The sequence below is a fragment of the Pelagicoccus enzymogenes genome (genome assembly GCF_014803405.1).
GTDB lineage: Bacteria > Verrucomicrobiota > Verrucomicrobiia > Opitutales > Opitutaceae > Pelagicoccus > Pelagicoccus enzymogenes.
Map to the genome: position 1 here is coordinate 70,479 of NZ_JACYFG010000051.1, position 15,598 is coordinate 86,076.

Consider the following 15,598-nt stretch of genomic DNA (forward strand, 5'->3'; position numbering starts at 1 on the left):
TTGGTATTTCTTGAATGAGCGCTGGAGATGATCCGCGAATCTTCAGTTAGAGCTGTTTGTTAGCTCATATTCTTCGTTTTCGTATTTTTCTATCAATACGTCGAGACTCGCTGCTATTTCCGTTTCTGTGCCAAGGACAAGCCAGTAGCGATAATTGAAGTTGGACTTAGGACCGAGGTTTACGCGCACGACTGGCGCGACATGCATCGTGTAAGTTGAAGTTGGGTCTTCTATATTGTTAGGTCCGCCGCTGGAGCCGAAATTCCATGACTTGCCCGCGGTTGGGCTGAAGACCGCAATTCCTTGGCCGCTTTCTTCGAAGAAGGCCATCGCTTGCAGTGGGGGGCTTGCCTTGGTCCAGGGCAAGCCTGGAGGATCGGTTTCGAGCTGCCATTCGCCGTCGCCGAGGTAAGACTTGGCGATGTGAAAGTTTCGGGTGAAGTAGCAGGCGGGAACTTCTTGAGGATTGGCCACAGCTGGGCCCCAAGGGTCATTCTCATCACGATCGCACTGTAGTTCGCACTGCACTACGATAGTGTTGGGCAAACCTTCTTCGAATCGCGTCCATTGCTTCATGAGAGCCGCGGCGGGTTCGTTGGGCATGTCCCAAAGGTTTGGGATCGTCTCGCTGTAGAGAGTGTGTTCGTTCAGGCGCTCGAATGCCGTCACCTCGGCCCAGGAGCCGATGCCACCTCCTTGTATGGGATTCCAAGACCACGGGGACCAGTGTTTGCCTTGTCCCTCCTGCCGCCGGTCGCGACGAATGCCAGCGTAGTAGGACTGTTGGATCAGGCGCCCCGGGTCGCGGTAGTTGACGATGTTCCGCGAATACCCGGCCGATGAAATGTAGGTGATGGAGCCTCCTTTTTCGCGATCGATCCCGATTTTTACCTGCCCGTTCGCGATGGTGAGGAGATCCTCTTTCCGCTCGGGGATGGCGGGGAGCTTCGCCACTATCGTCAGCGCGATGGTAGCCAGTACCAGTCGCTTTAAGGGAATGAAATTCGTTTCGATTGAGGTTCTTCGAGTCATGGTTGATAGGCGGGCTGGGAAAGCTTCTTTCGGTTGACCAGGTTGATGTGGGAAATTCTCCAGCCGTATTCGGTGCGTTTGCACGTAAATTCGTATTGTCCGGTGAGAAGCGTATTCTTTTCCGGAGTACCATCCGAGTGGAAGTGGCGAGTGTTGAGAGTGGTGATAACGAATGCCTCGTCTCCGTCGATCCGAATGAATATTGGGACGCTTAGGTGCTGGGTTCCTTCGAAGGTTTCAAAGAAGGTTTCCAGCAATTCGATCCGACGATTTGCGGACGCGGATTTGAAAGTTCCGGATGAACCGTCGTGGTAATTGTCGAGAAAAAGGGATCGGTGCAGCTCCCAGTCTCGCAGGTCCACGCTGTATCCGTATGCCATGATCAGGTCTAACAATTCGCTACGATCGACGAGGTAGTTGATTTTTGTCTCCAAGTCGGCGGCGCGAATCGATTGGCGAATTTGCAAGCGCTCGCTTGCATCTATCCTGGAAGGGTGGGGATTGTCGAGCGGGCTCGCTGGACAGGGCACCGCGGAGACTGCAGGCAATAGCAAAGCAAGCAAATGGGATAACTTCATAGGGAGAAGCCTTCGGGCAGTTTGGTTCGGAGCATTTGAGCTCTCCAGATTTGGTCTAGAATTGGTTCTTTGCTAGGCGGTTAGCGCCTGACTGTCCTTATCCGAATTACATGACCTCGAATACCTTTGCTTGGCAGCCTGCTCGCCGCTCTCGGCGAGCTTCCTTTGCTGAGCTCCTTCAAGTGTTCGACCAGTCGGAAGTCGATTGGTCCGCCGGGACTTTTATCGGCTTTGTCGCGTGGGTGGTTTGCCCAGCCGTCGTGCCCGATGAGGGTAGTAATGGGCCAACCGTATAGGATAAAAATCGGAGTCGCCTGAAGTCTTTTCGTACCGCTAATCGAGGACCTTCTCGTATTCGATTTTCCCTAGTCCCGAGCTGTTCTGGCAGGCAATCTCGAACCTTGTGAGAGGAATCTTAGCGGATGCGCACCTTATTATCGGTGTGCATGAAAGTCCGTAGAGATCCGGCCGCAAAAGCTCACGACTTCTGGAGGGCAACGGTTCCACGTCCACAATAACGAGTCTGCGGTCGAGCGACCTGAAAGAGACCTAAAGGGGGTTGAGAAGGTTCATCTCTAGGCAGGTGGGTCGGCGACGGTCACCTTTGAACTGAATTAGAGAGGGTTTGCTTTCCGAGATGTATCTAGTGGATCTTGGCAGGTAGAGCCGGGTTATTTTTCGCTCCTTGTTGGTAACTCTTCGCTGAACTCCGAATTTGCTGAAAAGGTCTCTATAAACTAGGTTTAGATTTGGGAGCGAGTCCGGCTTCGCTTTCCCGCCATTCCGTGGAGGCTGTCGTACCTTATCGGGTTTCATCCTTTTAGGCGACGGGGTTGTACATAAAAAAACCGCAACGTTCACGCTGCGGTTTTTCTACCATTTCCAAATAGTGGATGTGAAAGGATTTGAGTTAAATTGTAAGACTCGAAACGAGTATAGTTAATGTGTTTAGCCTGAACGAAGTATGTGCAACTATGCTTTCAATTAGAAAACAATACAGTTAGTTCTGGATGCGAATGATGGGTTCGACCCAGTGGGCCCAATCGTATTCGATGTCTGCACCGGGGTCAATGATGAGGCTGAGTTCGCGACTGCTGCCGGCTTTGCCTGTGAGGTCAACAAGGTGGGACGTATAGGTTCCGTCTGTCTTTTCCTGACGGTAAACTTCCCTGCCATCAAGTTGAACCGAGAAGGTTACTCCGTTTGAGCTTTCGTGGGCGATTCCGGTACCGAAGGTCAGGGCTAAGCTTTGATTTTCGTCGATTTCTGGGAGTTCAATCTGCCAGCTGATGGAGGCTGGGACTCCATCTTTCGGATGGACGAAGATAGAGGGCGCGAGCCAGCCGGCGGATTTGAGGAAGGAGGCGGATTTCGCGTCTAGCGCATTTGCCACATTTGCGTCCACGAAAAGTCGATACAGGTCGATGATGCCGCTTTCGTTGGAGTTAGGTTGAGCGAGGCCTACGCTTTCGGGGCCAGGGTAGAGCTTTTCCCAGGAATCGCGATCGAGGTAGTCGAGGGCGAACTGAGTTTCCTCTAACCAGTTCTTTTCGCCAAAGGCTTTGAAAACGCTGTAGGAGGGTTTCTTGGGGCCGATGTCCTCGGCTCCTTTGGGCCCGTGACGCCGCAGGCCGAGCATGAGACCGCCTTCGTGCGGATGGTCCACGTGGCGATGCAAGTGAAAGGCGGTTATTTCAGGAATCTGTTGAACGAGCTCGAGTGCGTAGGCGAGGGCGACGGCTTGCTTGAGTTCTGGCTCCGCTCCAGCGGGGCCGTGGAATCCTTGCTCGCTCAGAACGATTTCGCGGGTTTGGTGGCCGAAGCGGAGGTGTGGTTGCTTCAGGTAAGCGACGAGTACCTCCAAGTTCTTCATGGTGACGAGCGGACTGTCGAAGTAGGGCGTTGCCGAAAAATTAAGCCAGAAGGCGGGCTCGAAGAGGTCTTCTGGGTACGGGTGCCAAGCGACTCCCCAGGGGAAGTCGCCGGACTTCTTGGAGAGTTTGCCAAAGGCGTCGATGAAGCCGCGGCCGCTAAAGCCGCGTTCGGGGGATCCGGGAGTTGCCATGGCATGCCAGTGGTGTGTTAGGGAAACGAAGACGCGCCAATCCGAGTGAGCCTGTTTGCCTGCGAGTTCGGCGATGCGTACGGCTCGGTGGTAGTTGTCGGTAACTTCCTCGATGGAGGCGGGGCCCATGTTGTACCAAACGGAGTGACTCTGCACTTCGTTTCCAACGATCATGCCGGCGAGAATTCCGAACTTGGCATCTTCGCGGGTGTAGCGCGATGCGAGGAACTCGAGTGCGGCCCGATAGTACAAGTAGCCCTCTTCGTTCGTTAGGTTGAAGGCTCCGATAAGGGCGTGGGGGTTGTTGATCTCGGAGCGTGGGTGGGTGAGAGGGCTGTCGTTGCGGGAGCCTTGCCATTTAATGGTTTTGAGAAGGATTCCCAAGGTGCGGATGCCGGCCTGATGAAAGGCTTTGAGCCGCGTATCCAAGTTTTCAACATAGGATGCTCGGAAGTGAACGGTCTTAGCGTCGACCGTGACTTGATAGGGACTGTTTTTCGATTCTAGGTCAATGAGTTGATCGATGGATATGTTTTCGACGATATGGCTGGCTCCTAGGGCAATCGGGTCTTCCAGCCCTACGGCGCTGTTGAGTCCTTTCTTGTTGCTGGGGTGGGGAATCGCAAAGGTCGCCGCCCCGAGTAGGGACGTGTCGGTCACCCAGCGATTTGCGTCCAGCGTTTCGCGACTATTAGCGACGACTATATTGAAGCGTCCGTAGTAAAGGTCGTATCCTTCTTGTATTCGATTGAATGTTACGGATGGAGACGCTTGTCCCTTCCAGACCGTGAACGTTTGTTCTTCTGTTTGGTAGGGCAGGCGAACGGTGACCTCGATGCCCTGTCCTTGCAGTTCCAACGGAAGGCTGATTTCGATTTGATCTGCTCTCGCGGAGATCACTGGGGAGGCGGCATTTGCGTGGAAGTGTGCGAAGATGGAGAGAAAAAGGTAGGCGCTGCGTAGGTAAGCTTTGAGCGGAATCATTGGGTGTGGGCGAGTTGTTTGTTAGTGTGACGTATCTTGAGCAGTTCGCGGTTTCGTTCCGCTTGTTTTCGGGTGAGTGGATAGTAGATCATTATGATAAGGGCGGCGAGCAGTCCGGCGCATTGGGTTCCAACGATCAGTAGTTTCATGTCGAATACGACATCTGGTGTGATGCCGTTTTCCTTAATGTCCTTTGCGTCGTATCCGGAGATCTGGAGGATGCCTCCGCCCACTAGGGAGGTAATGGTGATGGCTAGTTTCAAGGTGAAGCCCTTGACAGCGCTAAACATGCCTTCGCGACGTCGACCGGTTATGAGCTCGTCCTCGTCGCAGATATCGGCGGTGATCGTGTCGACCATGAGCCAGCAACCTTGAAAGCCGAGGAATGCGATGATGGAGGTTATGTAGAGGGCCCAGGGCCACCTTGGATCGATGGCAGGCCAGAGCAGGGCTGTTCCCACTAAGGCGAAAGCGATGCCGACGCTCATGGCGATGCTCTTGCTCCATTTTCTCGAAATCCATCCGATGAGGAAAAGGCTGACGTACGACATACCGACCGATAGGAATCCTAGCACGAGCGAAAGGTCTCCCCAAGCCTTGTCGCTACCGTCGAGCACATATGGGATCATGAGGAAAGGCAGAACAGATCCGCCGGATATCGTGGCTACTACGATGATGACGTATGCGAAGAAGAGGATGAGAAAGTTCTTGTTTTTGAGAGCGGTGGCGAAGGCGGGACCGATTTTGATGGGGTCGGGAATCCTCACCTTTTGATTCTCCTTAACGAAAGCCACTGGAATCATCCCAGACGCGAGTACGATCACGCTTATTCCGATGCTGACCCAGAAGGCACCCTGTCCCTGATTGTTGAATACATCGAGGTTGATGAGCTTGTAGAGGGAGAACGAGCCCAAGCTCCCGGCCAGCCCGATGTACATGCGCCATGCCACGACCCGAGTGCGTTCGTCGTAGTTGGGCGTGAGCTCGAAGCCTAACGCTGTGTAGGGTACCACAAACAGGGTATAGAAAAAGGCGAGGGCGCTGCCTACGAGGGTGAGGTACCAGAAGGGAGCGTTGCTGTACCATGGATTGTCTATGGTCTCCAGGTAAGGAGGCGTCCAAAGAAAAGGCAGGATCAGGGCGCAAGAGATCACGCCCCAGAGCATGAAGGGGATCCGGCGCCCTTTGGGACTGCGGCAGTTGTCGGACCAGTTGCCGATAAGTGGATCGGTTATGGCGTCCATGAAGCGGGGCACCGCGAGCGCTACGCCGGCCAGAAGGTTTGGCATCTCGAAGAACTTCACGTAAATGAGTAAGCCGAGGGCGTTGAGGGTATTGAACATGAAGTTGTCGGCGAGGCCGCCAAAGCCCCAGAATATCTTGGTGCCGAGCGATACGCGTTCGTTCTTAGGTATTGAGGTATTGGGCACGAACGAAGGGGTTAGAGTTGCGACTTAAACTTGTAGACGCCGGCGGGGAGGGCGTAGATTCCGTGTTGTTTCTCGTATCGGTAGGGACGGGTATGGACACGATCCCAGGTTTCTTCCGACAGGTATTCGACGGCACTGTGATCGCGGGCCGGAATGTGTACTTCTCCAACCGAGTTTGGGGGAATTTCCACCTCCATCGCGAAATATCCTTCGCTTTGTTTCCACTCGCAACGGATCAGTCCGTAGGGAGACTTGAGCGAGGTCTTGGCCCAGTTTATTCCGTTGCCGGGGGTAGGGGTGAAGAGGATACGCTTGTAGGCGCTGCTACCGGATTCTTGGGATATGCCTCCTACTGTATTGTACAACCACTGGCCGATCGCCCCGTAGGCGTAGTGGTTGAATGAATTCATGCCGGTGTCTCCGAAACCTTTTTCGGGAGTCCAGCTGTCCCAGCGCTCCCACATAGTTGTCGCTCCGTTGCTGACAGGGAATAGCCAGCCGGGATAGGTTTTTTGCATCAGCACGCGGTAGGCCATGTCCGAGTGTCCGACCTTGCTGAGTGTGGGACAAAGAAGTGGCGTACCGAGGAATCCGGTTGAAAGGTGGTTGCCGCGTCGCTCAATGGTGTGTAGGAGACGCTCGATTGCGCGACTGCGTTGCTCCCCTTCGAGCAAGTCGAAGGCTAGGGCCATTAGGTAGGCGGTTTGGGTGTCGCCCACTAGCAGGCCCGACGGTGCCGTGAAAGCGTTGCGGAAAGCGAGCTTGATATTTTGGTGGAGCTTTTCGAAGCGGCTCTGGTCGTCGGGGCGTCCTAGGAGCTTCGCAACATCGATCATGATCTCTGTGGTGCGAGCGAAGTAGGCGGTTCCGATCAAATCGGAAGGTGTAGGAGCCCACTCGGGGCGAGGGGCATCTGGGGCGAGCCAGTCGCCGTAGACTGTGACCGGACGAATTAGCTCGTGCGAAGTCGATTCCTGGTAGTCTATCCAGGCGCTCATTGCGTCGTAGTTGTCTTCCAGTATCGATTTGTCACCAAAGGACAAATAGGTTTCCCATGGACAGATGACGCCGGCGTCAGCCCAGCCTGCGTTTCCGAAATGTTCTGAAACCAAGGGAATGGAAAAGGGGCGCTTGGTATTGCTGGCGAAAAGGTCTGGCGAGATGTCGGGGAAGGATCCGTCTGGGGCTTGGCTGTCGACGAGGGTGCGAATCCATTCGCGGAAAAAGGTTGAGGTGTCGAAGTTGAAGTTGGCGGTGGGGGCGAATACCTGGGCGTCGCCCGTCCAACCTAAGCGTTCATCGCGTTGTGGGCAGTCGGTGGGGAGTTCGAGGAAGTTTCCTTTTTGCCCCCAGACTATGTTGCTCTGCAGCTGGTTTATGTCTGGATGCGAGCATTGGAAAGATCCGGTGGCTTCCATGTCGCTGTGCAGGACCAGAGCCTGCAGGGATGCAGGTGTCGGCTTGGAGCTGACACCGGAGATTTCCATGTAGCGAAATCCGTGATACGTGAAGAGCGGCTCGTAGGTCTCGGTCCCTTCGCCTCGGCAAACGTAGTGGTCGGTCGCTTTGGCATAGCGAAGGTTTTCTCGGTAGAGAGAACCGTCGGGGTTGAGCATTTCGGCGAATTGAAGGGTAATCTTCTTCCCTTTGCCTTCCCTGACCTTTATGCGAGCCACGCCTGTAATCACTTGCCCGAAGTCGGCAATGTAGGAGTTGGGACCGCTGCGTTTGGTGCTCTGTGGTTTGAGCGTCTCCTGGACTCGCACCGGCGGTCCGATGCGCGGCTTGAGCGTTGCTTCGGGAGCTGGGTAACAGGTCGCTTTTTTCCATCCTGAAGCTTTGAAGCCGGGTGAGCTCCACCCTGGCATTTGTTTTCGGGCGTCGTAAGTCTCGCCATCGTAGATGTCAGCGGCGAGATAAGGGCCGGTGGCGCTTTTCCAGCTTTCATCGGTGACGACGGAATGCGTTTTTCCTTGGGCGTCGACGATCTCCAGTTGAGCAAGGGCGCTGAGCTGATCGCCGTAGTTGGCGCGGATTGTAGGGTGGAAGAGATTTCCTCGAAACCAGCCGTCGGCGAGTATGATGCCGATCGCATTCGCTCCTGTTTCCAAGAGCTCCGTCACATCGTAGGAGAATGTGTGCAAGGTCTTGTCGTACTCGGTCCATCCAGGGGCGAAGCGATCTGCGGTGACCGGTTTGCCGTTGACGAAAAGTTGGCAGACGCCTCTGGCGGAAACGTAGAGGCGGCCGCTAGCGATGGGGGTGTCTAAGCTGAATTCCTTGCGCAGGTGCGGGCAAGGGACGCTTTCTTTCGCTCCCTCGTCTTTCAGGCCGATCCACTTTGCTTTCCAATCTTCCGCGTGAAGCAGTCCCGTTTCGAAGGAGGCGACCTCGCTCCAAGGACCGACCTTTTTCCAGGCGTCCCAGATGCGGGTTCGCCAGAATACTTGTTGTCCGGACTGAAGGTTCGGCCCCCCGTAGGGAAGGTGCAATGACCGGTCGCTTTGGACGCGTCCGGTATCCCAGAGGAGGTCCGAAGCGTCCCATGCGTCCTTCCGAGAGCTGGCTTGGATCTGGTATGAACTTTGGGCGGCTCCATAGCGTTTGTCGGCAAGCTGCCAGGAAAGACGAGGCGTCGAGTCGTCCAAACCGATGGGGTTTATGCGGCTGTTGGCCTTGAGGTTTATGGGAAGGGCGATGCTTTGCGGGTCGGGCATGGTGTCTAGAAAAAAGGGTTTTTGGAAGTTGTATCAGTTAATTGGATAACGATGTTTAAGTGATTCGGGCATAGCGGCCGGCACGTACTCTTTCCCGCTTCCTCGATCTCCCTGAGGGTGATAGTGGGGAGTGCTTTGGCTGCTCGTAGGCACGTAGCCGGCTCCGTCGTGGTAATGTTTCCACCACTGCACCCAAAGTCGGTCTAGTTCTGCTACGATGTGGGGATTCTCTTCCGAGATGTCGTAAGCTTGATTCGGGTCCGTAATCAGGTTGTGAAGTTCCCAACCGTTTCCATCCACTTCGGAAAGTCGCCATGGGCCTTTGCGGATGCCTCGATTGTCTAGGAATTGGAAAAAGTGAACTCGCTCCGTTGACTCTTGCTCCGAGTGGAGGAGGGCGGAGAAACTATGTCCCGCCATGGGGGAGGGGACTGTTTCGCGAGGAATCTCTGCCAGCTCGAGCAAGGTCGGCATGAGATCGACCATGTGTGTATAGTTTCTTTCAATACGTCCTTGGGAGCGAATCATCGCTGGCCATCGAGCAATGAGTCCACTGGCGACGCCGCCTTCGTGTTGGCTGATCTTATAATGGCGAAGGGGAGTGTTGGCGGCCCAGGCCCAACCAAATCCCGGCTGGAAGTTACTGCCCTTGTCGCCAGGAAGCAGTCCTTGAGAGAGCAGCATCTCGTCGAGTAAGGCGAATGGATCGGCTCCATTGTCACTGGAGAAGAGCACCAGGGTATTGTCGTCGATGCCTAAGTGGTCGAGCGTTTGCAGGACGCGACCAATGTTTTGGTCCATGATGTCGATCATGGCGGCGTAGGTTGCCATGCGCAGGTCCTCCAAGTCCTTTTGGGCGTCGCTCAAATCGCTCCATTGAGGCAAATTGCTAGGGTAGGGAGGCAGCTCTTGATGGGGTGGGACTAAGCCAAGTTGCTTTTGTCTTTGGTGGCGTTGTTTGCGGATTGCCTCCCATCCTTCAAGGTAGCGGCCTCGGTACTTGGCGATAGCCTCGGGAGGAGCTTGGAGAGGATTATGGGGAGCGTTAAATGCGAGATAAGCGAAGAAGGGGGCGTTTGGTGTGGATTCCTGATGTAGAGTGATGAAGTTGATGGCGTAGTTAGCGAATACTTCGGTGGAGTAGAACCGGCCGTCGCTTTGCGGAATAGGGTCGTGATCTAGGCGGTAGTATGGGCTTGGAACGTAGTAGCTGGAGAAACCGTCGAGGAAACCGAAGAACCGATGGAAGCCACGATCGACGGGGTTTCCTTTCAAGTGCCATTTGCCTATGGCATAGTTGCGATAACCGCCCATTCGCAGGACTTCTGGAAGTGTCGTTCCTTTCTGAATACCGAGGCCGACGTCGGTGTACCAGCGTCCGCTCAGCAGGGAGGTGCGCGAGGCTACGCACATCCCACCGTTGTAGAATCGTTCGAAACGGATTCCTTCCTTGGCTAGTTTATCCAAGTTCGGCGTATCGATTTCCCCGCCGAAGCAACCTGCATCCGAGTAGCCCATGTCGTCGGCGACGATTAGCAAGACGTTTGGAGCTTCTGTTTTTGCTAGGGCTGTGGACGCTAGGGCTAGGCATGTGGATGCTAGCGCCAGTACCTGAGTCGCTCGAAAAACGGTTTTCATATCCGTTTCTAGTTCTGACTGCTAACCGATTTCCGCGGGAAAGGAAGGTAAGGGACCCCGTTCTTGTCGTCGCCGACGCGTAGTTCCTCGGGGGTGCGCCGCGGGCTGTAGGGCTCGTTGTTGTATTGGCCCCACCAAGCGTTCCATTCTTTCGCTAGCGATTTGGCCAAGGCGCGGTTGCTTGAGAAGAGGTTCTTACTCTCTGTGGGATCTTCAGCGAGATTATAGAGTTCCCAAGGCCCGGAATCGTGGGCGGAGAGTTTCCACTCTCCGAAGCGGAGAGCTCGATGGTCCATTAGTTGAAAGTAAATGTATTTGTGTGGTTGATACGGTGATTTTGAGAAGAGGGGAGCCATGCTCTTTCCGGGGCGCGAGTCCGACTCTTTCTGGCTGCCTGCGAGTTCGGTCAGGGTCGGCAGAATATCGACGATGTGGAGCGGGGTATCGTTGATGATCCGTTTCCCTTCGTTCATTTTTGGCCACCAAGCAATGAGTGGCGAGCGGATGCCTCCCTCGTGTTGATGCCGTTTGTACATCCGGAACGGAGTCACGCAGGCGTAGGCCCAACCGTTGCCTGGCTCCCAGTTGGAATCTCGGTCGCCTGGGCGTTTTCCCATATTTAACATCGCGGCGTCGGTTCGCGAAAAGGGATTTGCCCCGTTGTCGCTGTGGAAGAGCAGCAGGGTGTTCTCGAGTTGTCCGCTCTCTGAAAGGTAGTTTACCAGTCGACCGACGTTGTGGTCGATGCGTTCCACCATGGATGCGTAGATGGCCATGCGTTGATCTTCCAAGTCCTTTTGCTCATCGCTTAGACCTTCCCAATTCGGAAGGTTGAGCGGTCGCTCAGGCAGAGCCGCGTGTGGCGGGACAATGCCTAGCTGTTTTTGCTTTTTGAATCGTGATTCTCTGATGGAGTCCCATCCTGCAAGGTAGCGACCCCGGTACTTTTCGAAGTCTTCCTCGGGGACTTGAAGTGGATTGTGGGGAGCGTTGTAGGCGAGGTAGACGTAGAAGGGCTTTTCTGGTTCCTCTTGTCTTCCTTCTTCGATAAACTCGATGGTGTAGTCGGTGTTTGCATCGGTCGCGTAGAATTCTTCTGAGAAAGCGGTGAAGGGAGAATGGTCGAGACGCCAGGTTTTGTTGCCGACGAAGTAGTCGGATGCTCCGCTGAGGTGTCCGAAGAAGCGGTCGAAACCGCGATCGACGGGATTACCATCCAGATGCCATTTTCCGACCGCGTAGGTGCGGTAGTCTGCGGCTTGGAGCTCTTGGCCGATGGTAGGACCTTTCTTGACTCCAATACCTGTATCCATCCACCAACGACCGCTCATCAAGGAGGCTCTGGTCACCTCGCATTTGCCGGCGTTGTAGAAGTGGGTGAAGAGGATGCCCTCGTTGGCAAGGCGGTCTAGGTGCGGAGTTCGGATTTCGGAACCTGTGCAGCCGAGATCGCTATAGCCCATGTCGTCAACGATGATATGAATAATGTTGGGTCGGGGGGCGGTATAGGCGTGGGCTGCTAAGGTAAGGACGCAGGCGTTGAAGGCAATGAAGCGGGAGAGTGACATTGTATGTTATTTTGGGATACGAAAAGTGAAGGGGATTAGGTGTGGAGTTCGATCAGTAGTACCAGCGAAGTTTTTTACCTATTTGCTGACGGATATTAGGATCTTCGAGCGCTTGTTCCCAAGTTACACCCAGCCGTTCGACCTCAGCGGCGATTTGCTTGTATTGGTCCGGCCAATACTTTTTGTATTTTTTCCAGTCGATTCCTGGGGCGTTGGTTTGAGGCCGCGGTCCGTAGGGGTTGTAGTGCTTCGGATAGGTGTCCGGGTTTTCGGTCTGCCACTGATCGAAGCGTTCGCTCCAGTATTGGAGTTTACTCGCCCAAAGGGGGTCGTTCGCGAGGTTGTTAACCTCCCAAGGATCGGCTTCCAAGTGGTAGAGCTCCTCCGAGATGGGATGTTCGTCGGTCCAGCGAACGTAGTTTTCAGTCAAGCTTCTGACCCCCATGAAGCGGGCTACCGGGCGAGGAACGCCGACGGGCGAAGTTTGATGTTCGTAGAAAAAGTGGTCGCGCCATGCGGTAGCCTCGCCGCGCGCTAGCGGGACGAGGCTCAGTCCGTCCATTTCTTCTGGAGGCGTTAAGCCTGCGAGATGCAGGACTGTGGGAGCGATGTCGATGTTGAGAGCGATCTGAGGGAGGCGTGCCGCCTTGAGGGCTCCGGGTCTTGGATCGTAGAGAAAGAAAGGGACGCGCAGGCTTTGCTCATAGGGGGTCCATTTCCCGCCCAACTGTTTTTCGCCAAAGTGCGTTCCATGGTCTGATATGAAGAGTATGACGGTGTTGTCGTCCAAGCCGCGTTGTTGGAGCTCTTGACGAATCCTTCCGATGGAACGATCGACGCTGGCTATTTTCTCCAGCACTTCCCGCCTGTAGCGTTGGTAGTTTTTCTCGGGACGTATTGTATCGTGGAATACAAGGGCACCGAGAGCGGATTTGACTGAAGGAGGGAGGGGGGCGAAATATTCGGGACGTTGCGTGGGGACGCGTTCGAAGGTGTGATGGGCGAGCTTGCCTTCATCCTCTGGGGCTACCTTGGATGAGGGATGGGGCGCTTTGTAGTTCACTTGCAGACAGAAGGGCTGGTCGGCGGGCACGCTTGCTAGGAAGTCTCGTGTCTCTAGGGTCAGCCATTCGGAGTCGTGTACCTTCTTGCCCCGGTAGGTGTTGAAAGCGGGACCTTGATCGACGTCCGCGTGAAAGACATCGAAAGTCGCGATTTGCTCGTCGGTGGCACCGACTCCGTACTTGCCGAGTTGTCCGAGGTAGTAGCCCGCTTCCTTCAGCAGGGCGGGGTAGCTCGCTTTGAAAACCGGCTCGGACATCGGAATGAGAAATTCATGAATGTCGTTGTTGCGGGAATATTTTCCGCTGAGTATGCTTGCTCTGGATACGGCACAAATTGGGGTGGTTACGAAGCCGTTGTGGAAGTTGATTCCTTCCTCGGCGAGACGGTCGATATTGGGAGTGGACAGCGCGACCTCGGGGTTGTTTACGCTGACGGTATCCCAGCGTTGGTCATCGGTAACGAAGATTAGGATGTTGGGGCTCTCCGCTGCAGCGAGAGCGCTGATGGCGAGGGCGGATAGTGCAAGAGCTGACAATATTTTCTTCATCGATTGAGAATGACTGAAGTGGAAGAGTGGATGGTTTTGTTAATTCCCGTGGGAGGCTTGGATGAGCTCGATGTTCGAAACGAAGATGCGACCAGGCTGTTCGAGCTTGAAGCTGAGGATTACAGATTCCGTCGGTCGAAAGGTGGTAAATGGGATCGTGATTTGCTGCTCCTCCCAGTTCGGGCGAATTTTTATAGGGGAGCCGTAGAGGTTCTCGGCGGCTGCCAAGACTTGGGTGGCGCAGTTGGTCCGTACGGTAAGGCGCAGACCTTCGGCTGTTTCTAAGCCTTGTGGAGGCGAATAGGATGCGACTAGGCTGGAGGCTATTGCGGTGATGCTATGTTGTGGGTCTTTCGGGCCGCCGATTGGATATCCGCCGCTGAGCACCTTGAAGCCGTTGACCGAGAAATCAGGGTCGAAGCTTTCGTTCGGACGCGCTAGCAAGGCACCAGAGTCTTGCAGGTAGGCGTCCAGCTGTTCGGCTAGGCGTTGTGTCGTTTCGGGCTGGGAAGAGGCGAGGTTGGTGGTCTCTCCGATGTCTGATGCGAGATTGTAGAGTTCGAAATAATCGCTTTGGTCTGCAGTCGAGTTGAAGAAACGGAGGAGCTTCCAATCGCCGTCGCGTATCCAAGCGTTGGCAATGTTGCCAGTGGCGAGCACGGTGTGAGCGAAAAGGCTGTATATGGGAGGGCGTTGCAGTTCTAGGCCTTCCAAGAAGGATGATGAAAGATCGACCCCGTCTAAGTGGTGGCCCTCGGGGTTGCTTAGGCCGAGCAGTGATGTAAGGGTTGGGAATATGTCGTAGCTGATGGCGATTGTCTCGTTTGTAGTGGAAGGGGCGATACGCGTCGGCCACGAGGCGATGAAAGGGACTCGCGAGCCACCTTCATAATTGTTGCCTTTGCCACCCTGGAGGGGGTGGTTGCTGGTCGGATTTACTCCTTCGGGCCGGTCGTACATGTTGCCGCCATTATCGGAGGTAAAGATGACTAGCGTGTTTTCGTGGAGATTGAGGGCTTCGAGTTGGGCGATGACTTTACCTACGTTGTCGTCGACGGTCTCGATCATGCCACCCATGATTGCGGACTTTTGGAACTCAGTTTTCTCCGCGAGCGGCCGGTACTTTTCGATGAGTTCGGGTTTGACCTGGAAAGGGGCGTGCACTCCGAAAAACCAGAGGGCGAGGAAGAAGGGGGTCTCCTTGTTCTCGCTTATAAAGCGGACCGCTTCATCCCCGAGAACGTCGTCGGCGTGAGCGTTTCCGTCTACCAGTGGCATGTTGGTTTTTTCGGTGTCCCAGGGACCAAAAAAACCGGGAGGCGGCGGTCCGGGGAAGCCGCGTCCGCAGACGACTTCGTCGAATCCGAAATTTTCAGGGATGTAAGGTTCGAAGCCCAGGTGCCATTTTCCCATGAAGGCGTTCTTGTAGCCGGCTTGCTTAAGGGTGCGGGCGATGGTTGGAGTGTCGAGGGGAAGGCGGCTTCGCGTTTGCGGGGTTGCGGCAGGAAGCCCAGGTGGGGCCGTGGTGTTTTCCTGAGGGTCGAGTATGACCTGGGGTAGGTGGCCGACCGGAGTGGTGAAGCGTAGCCGTGCGGGCGTTTGCCCTGTGAGCAGGGATGCTCGAGTGGGGCTGCAGAGCGGACTAGCCGCATAGGCGTTCGAAAACCTCATCCCCGAGGCGGCGAGTTCGTCGATGTGCGGCGTTTGGTAGAGCTCGCTGCCGTAGGTCCCAAGGTCTCGCCAGCCGAGATCGTCGGCAACGATTAGAATGACATTCGGCTTCTTGTCTTCCTTGGCGTGGGAAATCAAGCCGCATGCGACAGCGATCATGGCGATGCAAATGTACTGGGGGAATTTCATAGGTATCGGGGGTGGGCTCCGTGGGTACGAACTTCGTCGGCGTTTCTGCCGCGTGCCTCAGGGAACCAGAATCGAGCCTATCCTATCTTGTACCGGTTCGACGCGCAATATGCT

General features: G+C 55.1%; 9 protein-coding genes. All 9 read right to left on the reverse strand.

Annotated features, from left to right (window positions below; genetic code table 11):
- Positions 1-42 precede the first annotated feature (42 nt).
- The 9 genes from IEN85_RS19150 to IEN85_RS19190 all read right to left on the reverse strand — a co-directional run bounded on the left by IEN85_RS19150 (position 43) and on the right by IEN85_RS19190 (position 15,484).
- Positions 43-1,032 carry a hypothetical protein gene (locus IEN85_RS19150; protein ID WP_224772742.1) on the reverse strand — a complete coding sequence of 330 codons (990 nt, stop codon included), beginning with the start codon at positions 1,030-1,032 and terminating at the stop codon, positions 43-45.
- Positions 1,029-1,610 (reverse strand): nuclear transport factor 2 family protein, encoded by a 582-nt coding sequence (locus IEN85_RS19155; RefSeq protein WP_191618714.1) that lies wholly within the window; start codon positions 1,608-1,610, stop codon positions 1,029-1,031. The genes IEN85_RS19150 and IEN85_RS19155 overlap by 4 nt, the downstream gene beginning before the upstream one ends.
- A gap of 1,000 nt (positions 1,611-2,610) precedes the next feature.
- A complete protein-coding gene (locus IEN85_RS19160) occupies positions 2,611-4,659 on the reverse strand; it encodes a DUF5722 domain-containing protein (RefSeq protein ID WP_191618715.1) in 2,049 nt (682 codons plus the stop codon).
- On the reverse strand, positions 4,656-6,089 hold the full coding sequence (locus IEN85_RS19165; RefSeq protein WP_191618716.1) for an MFS transporter: 1,434 nt from the start codon (positions 6,087-6,089) through the stop codon (positions 4,656-4,658). Before IEN85_RS19165 ends, IEN85_RS19160 begins: the two co-directional genes overlap by 4 nt.
- An 11-nt stretch (positions 6,090-6,100) precedes the next feature.
- Positions 6,101-8,806: an alpha-L-rhamnosidase gene (locus IEN85_RS19170; RefSeq protein ID WP_191618717.1), complete on the reverse strand. Its 2,706-nt coding sequence runs from the start codon at positions 8,804-8,806 to the stop codon at positions 6,101-6,103.
- A 33-nt stretch (positions 8,807-8,839) separates the two neighbouring features.
- Positions 8,840-10,444 (reverse strand): arylsulfatase, encoded by a 1,605-nt coding sequence (locus tag IEN85_RS19175; protein ID WP_191618718.1) that lies wholly within the window; start codon positions 10,442-10,444, stop codon positions 8,840-8,842.
- An 8-nt stretch (positions 10,445-10,452) separates the two neighbouring features.
- A complete protein-coding gene (locus IEN85_RS19180) occupies positions 10,453-12,012 on the reverse strand; it encodes an arylsulfatase (protein WP_191618719.1) in 1,560 nt (519 codons plus the stop codon).
- Between the two features lie 52 nt (positions 12,013-12,064).
- The gene (locus IEN85_RS19185) at positions 12,065-13,624 is read right to left on the reverse strand and encodes a sulfatase-like hydrolase/transferase (RefSeq protein ID WP_191618720.1); all 1,560 of its coding nucleotides are present in this window, start codon (positions 13,622-13,624) and stop codon (positions 12,065-12,067) included.
- 39 nt (positions 13,625-13,663) lie between these two features.
- A complete protein-coding gene (locus IEN85_RS19190) occupies positions 13,664-15,484 on the reverse strand; it encodes a sulfatase (protein WP_191618721.1) in 1,821 nt (606 codons plus the stop codon).
- Between the last annotated feature and the right edge of the window lie 114 nt (positions 15,485-15,598).

What these genes read in the sequence shown, in the direction of transcription:
- IEN85_RS19150 (WP_224772742.1), bottom strand. Translation starts at nt 1,032, where the DNA reads ATGACTCGAAGAACCTCAATCGAAACGAATTTCATTCCCTTAAAGCGA.
- IEN85_RS19155 (WP_191618714.1), bottom strand. Translation starts at nt 1,610, where the DNA reads ATGAAGTTATCCCATTTGCTTGCTTTGCTATTGCCTGCAGTCTCCGCG.
- IEN85_RS19160 (WP_191618715.1), bottom strand. Translation starts at nt 4,659, where the DNA reads ATGATTCCGCTCAAAGCTTACCTACGCAGCGCCTACCTTTTTCTCTCC.
- IEN85_RS19170 (WP_191618717.1), bottom strand. Translation starts at nt 8,806, where the DNA reads ATGCCCGACCCGCAAAGCATCGCCCTTCCCATAAACCTCAAGGCCAAC.
- IEN85_RS19175 (WP_191618718.1), bottom strand. Translation starts at nt 10,444, where the DNA reads ATGAAAACCGTTTTTCGAGCGACTCAGGTACTGGCGCTAGCATCCACA.
- IEN85_RS19180 (WP_191618719.1), bottom strand. Translation starts at nt 12,012, where the DNA reads ATGTCACTCTCCCGCTTCATTGCCTTCAACGCCTGCGTCCTTACCTTA.
- IEN85_RS19185 (WP_191618720.1), bottom strand. Translation starts at nt 13,624, where the DNA reads ATGAAGAAAATATTGTCAGCTCTTGCACTATCCGCCCTCGCCATCAGC.
- IEN85_RS19190 (WP_191618721.1), bottom strand. Translation starts at nt 15,484, where the DNA reads ATGAAATTCCCCCAGTACATTTGCATCGCCATGATCGCTGTCGCATGC.